Annotated in this window: 14 protein-coding genes; all 14 read left to right on the top strand. The window is 62.4% G+C overall.

The genetic code is table 11. The features are described from left to right. Positions 1 to 3: 3 nt before the first annotated feature. The 14 genes from RGM3321_RS22820 to RGM3321_RS22755 are packed head-to-tail and all read left to right on the top strand — an operon-like array spanning position 4 to position 14,366. Positions 4 to 1,686 carry an acyl-CoA synthetase family protein gene (locus tag RGM3321_RS22820; RefSeq protein ID WP_244394941.1) on the top strand — a complete coding sequence of 561 codons (1,683 nt, stop codon included), beginning with the start codon at positions 4 to 6 and terminating at the stop codon, positions 1,684 to 1,686. Beyond that, a complete protein-coding gene (locus RGM3321_RS22815; RefSeq protein ID WP_244394940.1) occupies positions 1,679 to 2,413 on the top strand; it encodes a glycosyltransferase family 2 protein in 735 nt (244 codons plus the stop codon). Before RGM3321_RS22820 ends, RGM3321_RS22815 begins: the two co-directional genes overlap by 8 nt. After that, on the top strand, positions 2,410 to 3,357 hold the full coding sequence (locus RGM3321_RS22810; protein WP_244394939.1) for a glycosyl transferase: 948 nt from the start codon (positions 2,410 to 2,412) through the stop codon (positions 3,355 to 3,357). Before RGM3321_RS22815 ends, RGM3321_RS22810 begins: the two co-directional genes overlap by 4 nt. After that, entirely contained in the window at positions 3,341 to 4,885 is a 1,545-nt protein-coding gene (locus RGM3321_RS22805; protein ID WP_244394938.1) for an aromatic amino acid ammonia-lyase, read from the top strand. The genes RGM3321_RS22810 and RGM3321_RS22805 overlap by 17 nt, the downstream gene beginning before the upstream one ends. Next, entirely contained in the window at positions 4,875 to 5,300 is a 426-nt protein-coding gene (locus tag RGM3321_RS22800; protein WP_244394937.1) for an acyl-CoA thioesterase, read from the top strand. The genes RGM3321_RS22805 and RGM3321_RS22800 overlap by 11 nt, the downstream gene beginning before the upstream one ends. Further along, positions 5,297 to 5,911 (top strand): outer membrane lipoprotein carrier protein LolA, encoded by a 615-nt coding sequence (locus tag RGM3321_RS22795; RefSeq protein ID WP_244394936.1) that lies wholly within the window; start codon positions 5,297 to 5,299, stop codon positions 5,909 to 5,911. The genes RGM3321_RS22800 and RGM3321_RS22795 overlap by 4 nt, the downstream gene beginning before the upstream one ends. Beyond that, positions 5,895 to 8,258 carry a hypothetical protein gene (locus tag RGM3321_RS22790; RefSeq protein ID WP_244394935.1) on the top strand — a complete coding sequence of 788 codons (2,364 nt, stop codon included), beginning with the start codon at positions 5,895 to 5,897 and terminating at the stop codon, positions 8,256 to 8,258. Before RGM3321_RS22795 ends, RGM3321_RS22790 begins: the two co-directional genes overlap by 17 nt. Positions 8,259 to 8,312: 54 nt before the next feature. Then, the gene (locus RGM3321_RS22785) at positions 8,313 to 9,560 is read left to right on the top strand and encodes an NAD(P)/FAD-dependent oxidoreductase (RefSeq protein ID WP_244394934.1); all 1,248 of its coding nucleotides are present in this window, start codon (positions 8,313 to 8,315) and stop codon (positions 9,558 to 9,560) included. Continuing rightward, complete coding sequence (locus RGM3321_RS22780; RefSeq protein WP_244394933.1) at positions 9,557 to 10,291, top strand: class I SAM-dependent methyltransferase; 735 nt, start codon at positions 9,557 to 9,559, stop codon at positions 10,289 to 10,291. The genes RGM3321_RS22785 and RGM3321_RS22780 overlap by 4 nt, the downstream gene beginning before the upstream one ends. Beyond that, positions 10,288 to 10,770 (top strand): hypothetical protein, encoded by a 483-nt coding sequence (locus RGM3321_RS22775; protein WP_244394932.1) that lies wholly within the window; start codon positions 10,288 to 10,290, stop codon positions 10,768 to 10,770. Before RGM3321_RS22780 ends, RGM3321_RS22775 begins: the two co-directional genes overlap by 4 nt. Continuing rightward, positions 10,767 to 11,963 (top strand): beta-ketoacyl-[acyl-carrier-protein] synthase family protein, encoded by a 1,197-nt coding sequence (locus RGM3321_RS22770; RefSeq protein WP_244394931.1) that lies wholly within the window; start codon positions 10,767 to 10,769, stop codon positions 11,961 to 11,963. The genes RGM3321_RS22775 and RGM3321_RS22770 overlap by 4 nt, the downstream gene beginning before the upstream one ends. Further along, positions 11,960 to 12,415, top strand: coding sequence for a hotdog family protein (locus RGM3321_RS22765; RefSeq protein WP_244394930.1), 456 nt, complete (start codon positions 11,960 to 11,962; stop codon positions 12,413 to 12,415). The genes RGM3321_RS22770 and RGM3321_RS22765 overlap by 4 nt, the downstream gene beginning before the upstream one ends. After that, on the top strand, positions 12,412 to 13,140 hold the full coding sequence (gene fabG / locus RGM3321_RS22760) for a 3-oxoacyl-ACP reductase FabG (protein ID WP_244394929.1): 729 nt from the start codon (positions 12,412 to 12,414) through the stop codon (positions 13,138 to 13,140). Before RGM3321_RS22765 ends, fabG begins: the two co-directional genes overlap by 4 nt. Further along, positions 13,140 to 14,366 carry a beta-ketoacyl-ACP synthase gene (locus RGM3321_RS22755; RefSeq protein ID WP_244394928.1) on the top strand — a complete coding sequence of 409 codons (1,227 nt, stop codon included), beginning with the start codon at positions 13,140 to 13,142 and terminating at the stop codon, positions 14,364 to 14,366. The genes fabG and RGM3321_RS22755 overlap by 1 nt, the downstream gene beginning before the upstream one ends. Positions 14,367 to 14,853: the final 487 nt, after the last annotated feature.

Genomic DNA, 14,853 nt, shown 5'->3' with positions numbered 1-14,853 from the left:
CGCATGAACTGGTTGAACCTTGAACACCTGCTGCTCGACGCCCTGCCCGACCGACTGCTGACGCTGGCTCCGACCCTGGACCACACGCAATTTCGTGATCAGGCACTGAGCGTGGCCGCAGGGCTGCAAGCCCGCGGTATCAAAAACCTCGCGGTACACCTTGAAGATGCCGCTGACCTGGCCGTCGCCTTGTTCGGCGCCTGGCGCGCCGGTGTGCATGTGTTGCTGCCCGCTGACTTGCAAGGCCAGACCCGCGAGCGCTGGGCCAATCAGGTCGACCTGTGGCTGACCGACCTGGCGCACGACACGCATTTAAGCGATCTGCACGCCGCGCAGCTGGCTCCGGCAGCGCTCGACCTAGACCAGTGCCGGTTGAGCCTGTGCACCTCGGGTTCCAGCGGCGAGCCCAAACTGATTGAAAAACGCCTGCGCCAGCTGGCCAACGAAGTCTGCGGGCTGGAACAGTTGTGGGGCGCGCAGCTTGGTTCTGCATGCATGATCGGCAGCGTTGCGACGCAACATATTTATGGGCTGCTGTTCCGTTTGCTATGGCCGCTGTGCGCCGCACGCCCGTTCGTGCGCCGCCAGTTGCCGTTTGCCGAAGACCTGCAACGCGCCAGCCGCGAATACCCGTCCTTTGCCTGGGTCGCCAGCCCGGCACTGCTCAAGCGCATGGGCGACAACCTCGACTGGAGCAGCCTCAGTGCCGTGCGCCGGGTGTTTTCATCCGGCGGCGCATTGCCAGCCGAAGCGGCGCAAAGCCTGCAACAACGTCTTGCTCAATGGCCGACGGAAATTCTCGGCAGTTCGGAAACCGGTGGCATCGCCTGGCGGCAGGGCGAACAGCACTGGCAAGCCTTCGACGGCGTAGAGCTGAGTCAGGACAACGAGGGTGCGCTACGCATCAGCTCGCCCTATCTGCCGCCCGGTCATGTCGAGCAGACCGCCGATGCCGTGCTGATTGGCGATGACGGGCGATTCGAACTGCTGGGCAGGCTGGACCGCATCGTCAAACTTGAAGAAAAGCGCGTGTCGTTGCCGCTGATCGAGCAGGCCCTTACGACTCACAAATGGGTGAACGAAGCGCGTCTTGGCGTGGTTCAGGAAAACCGGGCGTCACTTGGCGCGCTGCTGGTGCTGAGCGATGAGGGCTTGCTGGCCCTGCGCAATCAGGGCCGTCGAGCGCTTACCGAAGCCTTGCGCCAGTATCTGCAACCGCACTGCGAAACCATCGCTCTGCCGCGGCGCTGGCGTCTGCTGCGGCAAATGCCCCTAAACGCCCAGAGCAAACTGGCACAGATGGACGTGCAGAACCTGCTCATGGCGTCACGCCCCGGGCAACCGGAAGTGCTTGACCAACAGGCTGTCGACGGCGAATTACACCTGCAACTGATGGTCCCGCCAGATCTGGCATTTTTCAGCGGCCACTTTCCCAAGGCACCGGTATTGCCCGGCGTGGTTCAGGTCGAATGGGCGATCAGTCTGGGGCAGCGCCTGTTGAATCTGCCACCCGACTTTGCCGGCATGGAAGTGCTCAAGTTTCAGCAACTGGTGCGCCCCGGCGACCGCCTGAAACTGACCCTGCGCTTCGATGCCGCTCGCTCAAAGCTGCATTTCGCCTTTCACAACAGCGAAAACGCACCCTGCTCCAGTGGCCGCGTTGTGCTGGAGGGCGGCCATGCATAAGCCTTGTGTGATCATTCCGGTGTTCGACCACGAGCTGGCCGTGCCCAACGTGGTCAAGGCCGTCCGCAATGCAGGCTTGCCCTGCATACTGGTGGACGATGCCAGCAGCCCGACCTGCGCCGCAGTGTTACAACAACTGGCGCAGGGTGAAGATATTTACCTGCTGCGCCTGCCGGTCAATCAAGGCAAGGGCGGCGCGGTCATGGCCGGGTTTCGCGAGGCGGCACGCCTGGGTTTCAGCCATGCGCTGCAGGTCGACGCCGACGGCCAGCATGACCTGAGCGATATTCCGGTGTTTCTGGAGCAGTCACGCCAGTACCCGCAAGCGTTGATCTGTGGCTATCCGCAGTATGACGAAAGCGTGCCCAAAGGCCGCCTGTACGCCCGTTATCTCACCCACGTCTGGGTATGGATCAACACCCTGTCGCTGCACATTCGCGATTCGATGTGCGGCTTTCGGCTCTACCCGCTGGCCCCGGTTCTGGCGCTGATCGACAGCGTGCAGATCGGCAGGCGCATGGACTTCGACTCGGAAATTCTCGTGCGCCTGTCGTGGCGCGGCCAGGCGATGCGCTGGCTGCCGACCCGCGTTCACTATCCGCAGGACGGCCTGTCGCATTTCCGCCTGTTTCACGACAACGCCCTGATCTCGAAAATGCACGCCAAGCTGTTCTTCGGCATGCTGATGCGCCTGCCGGTGATCCTCTGGCGACGGTGGCGCCCATGACCATTGAAAAATCGCCCAAGGAACATTGGGCCAGTCACGAAGAGCGTGGCAGTTTCCTGCTCATGAAACTTACCGCCTGGGGCATGCGCGTGCTCGGTCGTCGCCTGCTCAGCCCGGTGCTGTATGGCATCGTCCTGTATTTCTTCGCCTTCGGTCGCCGTGCCCGACGCAGCATCTGGGAATACCAGCAGCGCCTGGCGGACTGGAGCGCCAGACCCGAACTGCGCCCCAGCCAGCGGCGCGTGTTTGGCCAGTTCATGGCCTTCGCCGAGGCACTGCTCGACAAGCTTGACGTGTGGAACGGCAAGCTGGGCATCGAGCAGATCGAGATCATCGACTCTGCCCTGCTGCGTCAGAACCTGCGCGGCGAGCGCGGACAGATGCTGGTCGGGGCGCATCTGGGCAACCTTGAGGTGTGCCGCGCACTGGCCGAACTCGGCGAAAAAGTCACCATGAACGTGCTGGTACACACCAAGCACGCCGAACGCTTCAATCGCCTGCTCGGTGAAGCCGGGGCGACCAACCTGCGGCTGATTCAGGTCAGCGAGCTGGACCCGGCGATCATGCTGCAACTGAGCCAGCGTCTGGACGAAGGCGAGTGGCTGGCCATCGCCGGTGACCGCGTTGCCCTGCACGGCGGGCGCAATGTTCGGGTCGACTTTCTGGGCCAGCCCGCAACGTTCCCGCAAGGCCCGTGGCTGCTCGCCGGTCTGCTCAAATGCCAGGTCAATCTGTTTTTCTGCCTTAAAGGCCCGAAAGGCTATCGGGTGATTCTCGAACCGTTCGCCGACGCCATCGAATGGCGACGCAGCGACCGCGCCCAGGTCATCGCCCACTGGGCGACGCGTTATGCCGAGCGTCTTGGGCACTACTGCCTGGAAGCCCCGCAGCAGTGGTTCAATTTCTACCCATTCTGGAAGTCCGATAATGATTCAAGCTCCTGACCCGATCATTTTCGGCGAGCGCGCCCTGTGTATCGAAGACGTGCTGGCCCTGGCCAATCGTCAGGCGCCGAGTGCGTTGCAAGGCGACGCTGAATTTCGCGCACGCATCGCCAGGGGCGCGCAGTTTCTCGATTCGTTACTGAACAAGGAAGGCGTGATTTACGGCGTCACCACCGGCTACGGCGACTCCTGCGTGGTGGCCGTGCCGCTGGAGCATGTCGAGGCGCTGCCGCAGCACTTGTACACGTTTCACGGCTGCGGGCTGGGCAAGCTGCTGGACGCCCAGGCCACCCGCGCAGTGCTGGCGGCGCGTTTGCAGTCACTGTGCCAAGGCGTTTCCGGGGTGCGTGTCGAACTGCTTGAGCGTTTGCAAGCGTTTATCGATCAGGACGTGCTGCCGCTGATCCCGGAAGAGGGCTCGGTGGGTGCCAGCGGTGATCTGACCCCGCTGTCTTACGTGGCCGCAACCCTGTCCGGCGAGCGTGACGTGATGTTCCGTGGCGAGCGCCTTCCGGCCAGCGATGTGCACCGCGAACTGGGCTGGACGCCGCTGGTGCTGCGCCCCAAGGAAGCGCTGGCGCTGATGAACGGCACCGCGGTCATGACCGGCATCGCGTGCCTGGCGTTCGCCCGCGCCGATTACCTGCTGCAACTGGCGACCCGTATCACCGCCATGAACGTGGTGGCGCTGCAAGGCAACCCGGAGCACTTCGACGAGCGCCTGTTCGCCGCCAAGCCGCATCCGGGCCAGATACAGGTAGCAGCGTGGTTGCGTCAGGACCTGGCCATCGACGCGCCAACCGCACCGCTGCATCGTTTGCAGGACCGCTATTCGCTGCGCTGCGCACCCCATGTGCTGGGCGTGCTGGCCGACAGCCTGAACTGGCTGCGCTCGTTCATCGAGATCGAGCTGAATAGCGCCAACGACAACCCGATCATCGATGCAGAAGCAGAGCGCGTGTTGCACGGCGGGCATTTCTACGGCGGGCACATTGCTTTTGCCATGGACAGCCTGAAAACGCTGGTGGCCAATGTCGCAGACCTGCTCGACCGGCAACTGGCGCTGCTGGTCGACGAACGTTACAACCACGGCTTGCCGAGCAATCTGTCGGGGGCCAGCGCCGAGCGGGCCATGCTCAATCACGGTTTCAAGGCGGTGCAGATAGCCACCAGCGCATGGACCGCCGAAGCACTGAAAAACACCATGCCGGCCAGCGTGTTCTCGCGCTCCACCGAATGCCACAATCAGGACAAGGTGAGCATGGGCACCATCGCTGCGCGTGACGCCATTCGGGTGCTGGAGCTGACCGAGCAGGTTGCCGCCGCCACGCTGATCGCCGCTAATCAGGGCATCTGGCTGCGCAGCAAGGCCGCCGATGCTCGCTCGCTGCCACCGGCACTGGCGGCCATGCACCAACAACTGGGCGAGGACTTTGCCCCCGTCATCGAAGACCGGGCGCTGGAGAAGGAACTGCGCCTGTGCCTGAAACATATTGCCAACCGCCGCTGGAGGTTGCATGCGCAGTAAGGGTTTTCTGCACGTCGACACCGAAATCGTGGTGCCGTTTTTCGACGTCGACATGATGAACATCGTCTGGCACGGGCATTACGTCAAATACCTGGAAGTCGCCCGCTGCGCATTGCTCGACCACATCGGTCATAACTACATGCAGATGCTCGAATCCGGTTATGGTTGGCCGGTGATCGACCTGCAATTGCGCTACGTGCGCAGCGCGGTGTTCGGCCAGACACTGAACGTACGCGCCAGTCTGGTGGAGTGGGAGAACCGTCTGAAGATCAACTACCTGATCACCGACGCACACACCGGCGAACGCCTGACCCGCGCCAGCACCGTGCAGGTCGCGATCGACAGCCAGAGCCGGGAAATGCAACTGGCTTCGCCCCAGGTCTTTATCGATGCCGTGAAGAGAGCTTTGCCATGAACCGTCCGTTTCGCGCCTTGCTGCTACTGGGGTTACTGTGCCTGTCATCATTGGCGCAGGCTTTCGATCTGCAACAACTGAGTGACCAGTTGGCTAAACCTGCGGTGGTGCAAGGGCGCTTCATTCAGGAAAAACACCTGCGCGCCCTGCCGCAACCGCTGCTCAGTAAGGGCCGCTTGGTGCTCGCCAGGGATTTCGGGCTGCTCTGGCTGCTGGAAACACCGCTGAAACAGGATTACCGCATCGATGCCAGCGGCATTTCCCGCCGCGAAAGCGTGGGCGACGTCAGCACCTGGAAGCCCGTACCGAACAAGAATGCCGGGGCCGAGCAGAACCGCTTGTTCCTTGCTGTATTGCAGGGTGACAGCAGCGGCCTGCAACGGGATTTCGACTTGCAGCTCAAGGGCGACGCAAACGCCTGGCAACTCACGCTCACGCCGCGCTCGATGCTGCTGCAACAAGTGTTCAAACAGATCAACATCGATGGCGGCGAACTGGTCCAGCGTATCGAGTTGCTGGAAACCCAGGGCGACAGTACCGTCCTGAAAATGATCGACAGCAGCAGTGCCCCAACCCTGACCGATGCGCAGCGTAATGACTTCAACGACTGAGCGGCTATTGCCGCGACTGTTCCTGCTGATTCTGGCAAGTGTGCTGGCGCTGGCCGGCTGGCAGTGGCACGACCGCTCACCGCTGTCGGCCTACCTCATGGAACTGGTGCCGGGCACTGACAACGACGAACTGGTGGTGAGCGCCGAAAAGCGCATGCAGGAGCCGCTCAATCGCGAAATGCTGGTGCTGGTGGGTCACACCGACCGCCAGCAGGCTGTGGAACTGGCTCGCACGCTGGCGGAGCAATGGCAAGCGAGTGGCCTGTTCGAGAAGGTTCAGTGGTCGCTGCAAGCCGATCTGCCCGCGTTGCGCACCCAGTTGCTACAAGGGCGAATCGCCATGTTGCCGGCAGCGGATCGCGCTCTGTTGATCGATGAGCCGAAGACTTTCATCGAGCAGCGCGTACAAACACTCTTCGACCCGTTTGCCGGGTTCAGCCTGGTGCCGGGTCAGGATGACTGGCTGGGGCTGACCGGACGTATCCAGAACGGCTTGCCGAAACAGGGCTCGGTCGAGGCGGATCTGGCCAGCGGCGCGCTGATTGCCAGCGCCGAGGGCAAAAGCTGGGTACTGCTGCGTTCGCGAACCCGAACCGATGCCTTCGACCTGCGCCTGCCCGGTCAGGTCGCCGACCTGCTGGCGAAAGCGCGGGTGCAGGCGCAGCAGGCCGGTGGGCAATTGCTCGCCGCCAGCGGCCTGTTGTACGCCGCCGACGGGCAGAAGCAGGCCAGCCGGGAAATCACCTGGGTGGGCGGCGGCGCAACGCTCGGCATTCTGTTGCTGCTGTTGCTCGCATTCCGACGCTGGAGCGTGTTGCTGGCGTTCGTACCGGTGGTGGTCGGCATGCTCTTCGGCGCGGTGGCTTGCGTGGCGCTGTTTGGCAGCATGCACGTCATGACGCTGGTGCTGGGCTCCAGCCTGATTGGTGTGGCGGTGGATTACCCGCTGCATTACCTGTCCAAGAGCTGGAGCCTGAAACCCTGGCGCAGTTGGCCCGCCTTGCGCCTGACCCTGCCGGGCCTGACGCTGAGCCTGATCACCAGTTGTATCGGCTATCTCGCCCTGGCCTGGACGCCGTTCCCGGCACTGACACAAATTGCCGTGTTCTCCGCCGCTGGCCTGATCGGCGCTTACCTGACCGCGGTGTGTTTGCTGCCTGCACTGCTTGCAAAAGTCGAAATCAGCCCCGCGCAATGGCCGCTGAAACTGGCGCAACTGATGCTTGATTGCCGCGCTGCGCTGTTGCAGCGCATCAGCACGCCGATTCTGCTGGCGCTGCTGTTGGCCTTCTGCGGTGGCGGGCTCTGGCACCTGACCACCAAGAACGATATTCGCCAATGGGTCTCGGCACCTCAGGTATTGACCGACGAAGCCCAGGCTATCGCGCGGATTACCGGTTATCAGCCCACCAGCCAGTTCTTTCTGGTGCGTGGCAAGGATCAACAGCAGTTGCTGGATCGGCAGTCGGCGCTGACTCAGCGGCTCGATCAACTGGTCAGCATGGACAAGCTGCAGGGTTACATGGCGCTCAACCAGTTGCTGGATTCGCCTGCCGAGCAGCAACTGACCCGTGATGCACTGGGCAAATTGCCGCAACACTGGGAGCCACTGGTACAGCTTGGCGTTCCGGCCAATGCACTGAAAACCGAACTCGCGCAATTGCAGGCACTGCCGACGCAAGACATTGATCAGGCGCTTCAAGGCCCGCTCAGCGAACCGTGGCGCACGCTCTGGCTGGGAGCCAGCGAAGATGCCGAAGGCGACGCTCAGGTAGCCAGCATTGTCAGCCTGCGCGGCATGAACAGTATGGCGTTGCTGCGCGTGCAGGCCATCGGCCTGGAGGGCGTGCAACTGGTCGACCGCCTGGGTGAGCTAAACGAGGTGTTCGCCCACACGCAGATCAGCGCGGCAGAATTGAAGCTGGCTTCATGTGTGCTGATCGTCCTGCTGCTGATTGTCCCGTTTGGTTTCAACGGCGCGCTGCGTATCGTCGCCCTGCCCCTGCTGGCAGCCTTGTGCAGCCTCGCCAGCCTGGGCTGGCTCGGTCAGCCGCTGACCCTGTTCAGCCTGTTCGGCCTGCTGCTGGTCACGGCGATCAGCGTCGATTACGCCATTCTGATGCGCGAGCAGATAGGCGGCGCGGCGGTCAGCCTGCTGGGCACGCTGCTGGCAGCGGTGACCACCTGGCTGTCGTTCGGGCTGCTGGCTGTTTCCGGCACCCCGGCGATCAGCAATTTCGGCCTGTCGGTCAGCCTGGGGCTGGCCTTCAGCTTTCTTTTGGCACCGTGGGCCAGCCCGCGTAAAGCGCTTCATTCGCCAGCCGATGCTAAAGGGCCACACGCATGAGTCTTGCAGCGTTGTCGTCACTCCCTGCCACCGCCCAATCGGAAAGGAATACCTGTGCCCATTACTGATAGGGAAATTCGTCAGGTCGTCGTCATCGGTGCCGGCCCGGCCGGTTCCATAGCGGCAGCCCTGCTCAAACGCCAGGGCCACGACGTGCTGATTATCGAGCGTCAGCTGTTCCCGCGCTTCTCCATCGGCGAAAGCCTGCTGTGCCATTGCCTGGACTTCGTCGAAGAAGCCGGGATGCTCGACGCCGTGCAGGCCGCCGGTTTCCAACTCAAGAACGGTGCTGCCTTTGCGCGCGGCGAGCAGTACAGCGATTTCGATTTCGGCGATACCTTCAGCAACGGCAAGCCGACCACCTTTCAGGTGCAACGCAGCGAGTTCGATAAGCTGCTCGCTGATCAGGCCGAGCTGCAGGGGGTGGAAATTCGCTATCAGCAGGAAATCATCAGCGCCGACTTCGACAGCACGCAGCCGGTATTGCGGGTAAAACGCGAGGACGGCAGCGAATACAGCGTACAGGCAACCTTCGTACTCGACGCAAGCGGCTATGGCCGCGTGTTGCCGCGCCTGCTGGATCTGGAAGCGCCGTCGGGCTTTCCGGTGCGCCAGGCGGTGTTTACCCATATTGAAGACCATATCGAAAGCCCGCCCTTCGACCGTCAGAAGATCCTGGTCAGCATCCATCCGCAGCACAGCGATGTGTGGTTCTGGTCGATCCCGTTCAGCGAAGGCCGCTGTTCGATAGGCGTCGTGGCCTCGGCCGAGCGCTTCAAAGACAAGCCCGATGACCTGGACGCCTGCCTGCGCGCCTTTATCGATGAAACACCGCAACTGGCCAGCGTGCTGAGAAATGCGGTCTGGGATACACCGGCAAGGACCATCGGCGGCTACTCGGCGAACGTCACAACCCTGCATGGAAAGGGCTTTGCGCTGCTGGGCAATGCAGCGGAATTTCTCGACCCGGTGTTTTCATCTGGCGTGACCATCGCCATGCGTTCGGCGAGCATGGCCGCTGGCGTGCTGAATCGACAATTGCAGGGTGAGAGCGTGGACTGGGAAACCGAGTTCGCCGTTCCGCTGAAGCGTGGCGTCGATACCTTCCGGGCCTATGTCGAAGGCTGGTACGACGGCTCGTTCCAGAGCGTCATTTTCTACCCTGGAAGCGCGCCGGACATCCGCCGCATGATCAGCGCCATTCTGGCCGGTTATGCCTGGGATGAGCGCAACCCGTTTGTCAGCGAGCCGAAACGCCGCTTGCGCACGCTCTCGGAAATCTGCGCGGACGGTGACTCATGAATCGACCGTTCCTGAGTGACAGCTATGTCGAGGAAACCCGCTTCGGCCTGTGGTTTCTGCGCAGCCACACCTGGCAGTACCGCGTATTGCGTGTGGCGATAGACGATTTGCGCAGCCTGTTCGATAGCGCACTTCCGGCCGCACCGGTTTTGCTCGACGCCGGTTGCGGGCAGGGCAAGTCGTTTCAGCACCTGAGCAGGGTTTTTCAGCCTTCAAGGCTGATTGGTGTCGATGCCGACCTGCACAGCCTGGAGATGAGCCGTCAGGAGGCGCGCGCCAGAGGCATAGAGGTCGAGCTGCTCGGCAGTGATTGCGCGGCGCTGCAAGTGCCGGACGCCAGCGTCGATCTGCTGTTCTGTCACCAGACCTTTCATCATTTGGTCGAGCAGGAGCAGGCGCTGGCCGAGTTTTATCGTGTACTCAAGCCAGGTGGTTACCTGCTGTTCGCCGAGTCCACCGAGGCGTACATCGACACCTGGGTGATTCGCTGGTTGTTCCGTCACCCCATGCACGTTCAGAAAAGCGCGGCTCAGTATCTGCAGATGATCCGCGACCAGGGTTTCGAGTTCGGCGCACAGCATGTTTCGTACCCTTACCTGTGGTGGAGCCGCGCCAGGGATTTCGGTTTGCTCGAAGCCTTGAGGCTGCAAAAACCCAGACCGTTCGGGCAACGGGAAGAAACGCTGGTCAATGTCGTGGCCCGCAAACCGCTGCAAGGTGGCGCATCATGATCCGGGTATTATTGCTGGCCTTTCTGCTGCTGGGCGGCTGCGCTGCACAGGCCCCACTGCCGACCACCGCACCGACGATGCAGTTGCCGATGCAACTGCACATCGAACGTCGACAGGCTGATCAGCGGCAGGACTGGATGCTGGTCATCCAGCGCGAAAACGCCGGGCTACGCTGGTCGATGATGGACCCGCTGGGTATCCCCCAGGCTCGCCAGTTGCTGATCAACGGACAATGGCAAGCCGACGGTCTGCTCCCCCCCAACCCAGAAGCACGCGAGCTGTTTGCTGCAATAATGTTCGCCATGACCTCGGATCTGGAAATGCATGGTCGCTACCCCACGGCGTACCGCCAGGGCATGCAGCGGCGTCTGGATGATCGCTGGCTGGTCGAATATCAATCGGCCAACGCCTTCACCATCCGTCTCAAGGACGGGTTGAGCTACAGGGTTACACCGCTGAACGACGAGAGCATGCCATGACTGCCTATCTCAATGCGCTGGGCCTGATCTGCTCGCTGGGCGACAGCCGTGAAGAGGTGTCGCGCAGACTGTTCGCAGGCGACAGCTCGGGCATGGTGTTCGAAAGCGGCTGGGTGCCGGAACGCGCGTTGCCGGTCGGTGCGGTCAAATCCGCATTGCCGCCCATTCCTCCCGCCATGCAATCGCAGCGCAGCCGCAACAACCAGTTGCTGCTGGCCGCGGCCTTGCAGATTGAAGATGACATTCGTCAGGCCATCGCGCGCTACGGAGCCGGGCGGATCGGCGTGATCATCGGCACCAGCACCTCGGGTATCGATGAAGCAAGCGAGAGCATGGCAAGCTGGCTGCGTGATCAGACCTTCCCCGAAGATTACGATTATCGCCAACAGGAACTGGGCGCACCGGCGAACTTCCTGGCCAGCTGGCTGCGATTGAGCGGCCCGGCCTACGTGATTTCCACGGCCTGCACGTCCAGCGCGCGGGCGCTGCTCAGCGCACGACGGGCGCTGGACATGGGCCTGTGCGATGCGGTGCTGTGCGGCGGCGTCGACAGCCTGTGCAGGTTGACCCTCAATGGGTTCTCGGCGCTTGAAGCCATGTCGCCACAACTGTGCAATCCGTTTTCCACGCACCGCAACGGGATAAACATCGGCGAGGCGGCAGCGCTGTTTCTGATGACCCGCGAAGCTGCCAACAGCCACTCGATTGCCCTGCTGGGCGCGGGTGCCAGTTGCGACGCCCACCACATCTCGGCCCCCGAACCTACCGGACGGGGTGCGCGTGATGCCATGCTGCTAGCGTTGGGCAATGCCCGGCTCGATGCCGCACAGATCGGCTATCTGAACCTGCATGGCACCGCTACGCCGCATAACGATGCGATGGAAAGCCTGGCCGTGCAGACGGTATTCCCGAACGGTGTGCCCTGCTCGTCGACAAAGCCGCTCAGCGGCCACACGCTGGGCGCGGCGGGTGCGCTGGAAGTCGCGTTTTGCTGGTTGAGCCTGGCACCGGACAACACCGAACAGGACCTGCCCCCGCACTTGTGGGATGGCGAAGCTGACCCGCTATTGCCTGCACTGCAATGGACGCTGCCAGGTTCGCGCCTGGCACCTACAAATGCTCGTTACGCGATGAGCAATTCGTTTGCCTTCGGTGGCAACAACATCAGCCTGATTATCGGAGATGCCCCATGACCGAGTGGCCGCTCGCCGAACTCATCCCCCATGCTGGCGACATGATTCTCATCGATCAGGTGCTGAGTTTTGACGAAGAGCAGATTCAAACCCGCCTCACCGTGCGCGCCGATGGTCTGTTCAATCAGCCGGACGGCAGCCTGCCCGCCTGGCTTGGCGTAGAGCTGATGGCCCAGAGTGTCGCGGCCTATGCCGGTTGCCAGGCGCGCACCAGGGGTGAAGCGGTCAAGCTGGGGTTTCTGCTCGGCAGCCGCAAGTTCGAATGCAACGTAGCGCGCTTCCCGCTGGGCAGCGAGCTGCATATCCATGCCGTGCGTTCCTTGCAGGACGACAGCGGCATAGGCGTGTTCGAATGCACCCTGACCGGACCGGATATCAAGGCTTTTGCCCGGCTCAATGTATATTGCCCGCCCAACACTGCTGACTATCTGGCTGAAGGAGCCCCGGCATGACTGAATCGATACTGGTCACCGGCTCCAGCCGTGGCATCGGCCGCGCCATCGCTCTGCGTCTGGCCCAGGCCGGATACGACCTGATCCTGCATTGCCGCACAGGTCGCAGCGAGGCCGAAGCCGTACAGGCTGAAATCGTTGCGCAGGGCCGTCAGGCACGCGTGCTGCAATTCGATGTCTCGGACCGGGCCGCCTGCAAGGCAATTCTGGAACAAGACGTGGAGACGCACGGCGCCTATTACGGCGTGGTACTCAACGCCGGGCTGACCCGCGACGGCGCGTTTCCGGCACTCAGCGATGATGACTGGGATCAGGTGCTGCGTACCAACCTGGACGGTTTCTATAACGTGCTGCACCCGCTGACCATGCCGATGATTCGCCGTCGCGCGGCGGGCCGTATTGTCTGCATCACCTCGGTTTCCGGCCTTATCGGCAATCGTGGCCAGGTCAATTACAGCGCCTCCAAGGCAGGCCTGATCGGTGCCGCCAAGGCCCTGGCCATCGAACTGGGCAAACGCAAAATCACCGTCAACTGCGTCGCGCCGGGGCTGATCGACACCGCAATGCTGGACGAGAACGTGCCAGTCGACGAACTGATGAAGATGATCCCGGCGCAACGCATGGGCACGCCAGAGGAAGTGGCGGGTGCCGTGAATTTTCTGATGTCGGCCGAAGCGAGCTACATCACCCGTCAGGTGCTGGCCGTCAACGGGGGTCTGTGTTGATGAAGCGTGTGGTCGTCACCGGGATGTCCGGCATTACCTCGGTGGGCAGCGACTGGCCGACAATCGATGCGAGCTTCACCGCCAATCGCAGCGGCATTCGCCGAATGGACGAGTGGAACCGTTTCGCCGAACTGAATACCCGACTGGCTGGCCCCATCGACGATTTCGCGGTGCCCGCACACTGGACACGCAAGCAACTGCGCAGCATGGGCCGCGTGTCGCGACTGGCAGTGGCTGCTGCGGAGCAGGCGCTGATCGATGCCGGGCTGCTGAATGATCCGCTCATTCGCGACGGGCGCATGGGCACGGCCTGCGGCTCGTCGACCGGCAGCACCGACGAGATCAAGGCTTTCGGCAACATGCTGATCAACTCGGTGGCCGTGGGTCTGAACGCCAACTCCTACGTACGGATGATGCCGCACACCACCGCTGCCAACATCAGCATTTTCTTCGGCCTGACCGGACGTCTGATTCCGACCTCCAGCGCCTGTACCAGTGGCAGCCAGGGCATAGGCTACGCCTACGAGGCGATCAAGTTCGGCCGTCTGCCGCTGATGCTGGCGGGAGGGGCCGAAGAGCTGTGCCCGACCGAAGCGATGGTCTTCGACGCACTGTACGCCACCAGTCTCAAGAATGACGCGCCACACACCACGCCACGCCCCTACGACAGCGGGCGCGACGGTCTGGTGATCGGTGAAGGCGGCGGCATGCTGGTGCTCGAAGAACTTGAGCACGCTCAGGCACGTGGCGCGCACATTTATGCCGAAATCGTCGGCTTCGGCAGCAATGCCGACGGTGCCCACAGCACTCGTCCCGAGCAGGCCACCATGCGTCGCGCCATGGAACTGGCTCTGGAAGATGCCAACCTGTCGCCCGACGCCATCGGTTACGTCAACGGTCACGGCACCGCCACCGAACAGGGCGACATCGCCGAAACCCTGGCCACCAGCAGCCTGTTCGGCTCACGCATGCCACTGAGCTCGCAGAAAAGCTTCCTCGGCCACACACTGGGAGCCTGCGGCGCACTGGAGTCATGGTTCAGCATCGAAATGCTCAACAGCGACCGCTATATCCATACGCTGAACCTGGTCGACATCGACTCACAGTGCGGCGAACTGGACTACATCGTCGGCGAACCCCGGCGGATGAGTAATGAACACGTGATGAACAACAACTTTGCCTTTGGCGGGGTGAATACGTCATTGATATTCAAGCGTTGGGGGTGAGACCACGCACGTCTCAACTATCGTGCGGCGCTCCGCGTTGCATGCCGTTCTGGACGCTCTGCGTCCGGTCTTGAGTCTGCGGCGCGGCGCAGATTTGTGACGCAGAACGTCACGACAGGCATTCCCACGCGGGGCGTTCGGAACGATAACCTCAACTATCGTGCGGCGCTGCGCGTTGCATGCCGTTCTGGACGCTCTGCGTCCGGTCTTGATTCTGCGGCACGGCGCAGATTTGTGACGCAGAGCGTCACGACAGGCATTCCCACGCGGAGCGTGCGGAACGATAACCTCAACTATCGTGCGGCGCTCCGCGTCGCATGCCGTTCTGGACGCTCTGCGTCCGGTCTTGATTCTGCGGCACGGCGCAGATTTGTGACGCAGAGCGTCACGACAGGCATTCCCACGCGGAGCGTGCGGAACGATAACCTCAACTATCGTGCGGCGCTCCGCGTCGCATGCCGTTCTGGACGCTCTGCGTCCGGTCTTG

Source organism: Pseudomonas sp. RGM 3321 (assembly GCF_022836805.1).
In the GTDB taxonomy this organism is placed as follows: domain Bacteria; phylum Pseudomonadota; class Gammaproteobacteria; order Pseudomonadales; family Pseudomonadaceae; genus Aquipseudomonas.
Note: the sequence above shows the minus strand (reverse complement) of the source record. Positions and strands in the feature narration are given on the sequence as shown.

What these genes read in the sequence shown, in the direction of transcription:
- RGM3321_RS22800 (WP_244394937.1), top strand. Translation starts at nt 4,875, where the DNA reads ATGCGCAGTAAGGGTTTTCTGCACGTCGACACCGAAATCGTGGTGCCG.
- RGM3321_RS22810 (WP_244394939.1), top strand. Translation starts at nt 2,410, where the DNA reads ATGACCATTGAAAAATCGCCCAAGGAACATTGGGCCAGTCACGAAGAG.
- RGM3321_RS22795 (WP_244394936.1), top strand. Translation starts at nt 5,297, where the DNA reads ATGAACCGTCCGTTTCGCGCCTTGCTGCTACTGGGGTTACTGTGCCTG.
- RGM3321_RS22815 (WP_244394940.1), top strand. Translation starts at nt 1,679, where the DNA reads ATGCATAAGCCTTGTGTGATCATTCCGGTGTTCGACCACGAGCTGGCC.
- RGM3321_RS22775 (WP_244394932.1), top strand. Translation starts at nt 10,288, where the DNA reads ATGATCCGGGTATTATTGCTGGCCTTTCTGCTGCTGGGCGGCTGCGCT.
- RGM3321_RS22790 (WP_244394935.1), top strand. Translation starts at nt 5,895, where the DNA reads ATGACTTCAACGACTGAGCGGCTATTGCCGCGACTGTTCCTGCTGATT.
- RGM3321_RS22755 (WP_244394928.1), top strand. Translation starts at nt 13,140, where the DNA reads ATGAAGCGTGTGGTCGTCACCGGGATGTCCGGCATTACCTCGGTGGGC.
- RGM3321_RS22780 (WP_244394933.1), top strand. Translation starts at nt 9,557, where the DNA reads ATGAATCGACCGTTCCTGAGTGACAGCTATGTCGAGGAAACCCGCTTC.
- RGM3321_RS22805 (WP_244394938.1), top strand. Translation starts at nt 3,341, where the DNA reads ATGATTCAAGCTCCTGACCCGATCATTTTCGGCGAGCGCGCCCTGTGT.
- RGM3321_RS22820 (WP_244394941.1), top strand. Translation starts at nt 4, where the DNA reads ATGAACTGGTTGAACCTTGAACACCTGCTGCTCGACGCCCTGCCCGAC.
- RGM3321_RS22765 (WP_244394930.1), top strand. Translation starts at nt 11,960, where the DNA reads ATGACCGAGTGGCCGCTCGCCGAACTCATCCCCCATGCTGGCGACATG.
- fabG (WP_244394929.1), top strand. Translation starts at nt 12,412, where the DNA reads ATGACTGAATCGATACTGGTCACCGGCTCCAGCCGTGGCATCGGCCGC.
- RGM3321_RS22770 (WP_244394931.1), top strand. Translation starts at nt 10,767, where the DNA reads ATGACTGCCTATCTCAATGCGCTGGGCCTGATCTGCTCGCTGGGCGAC.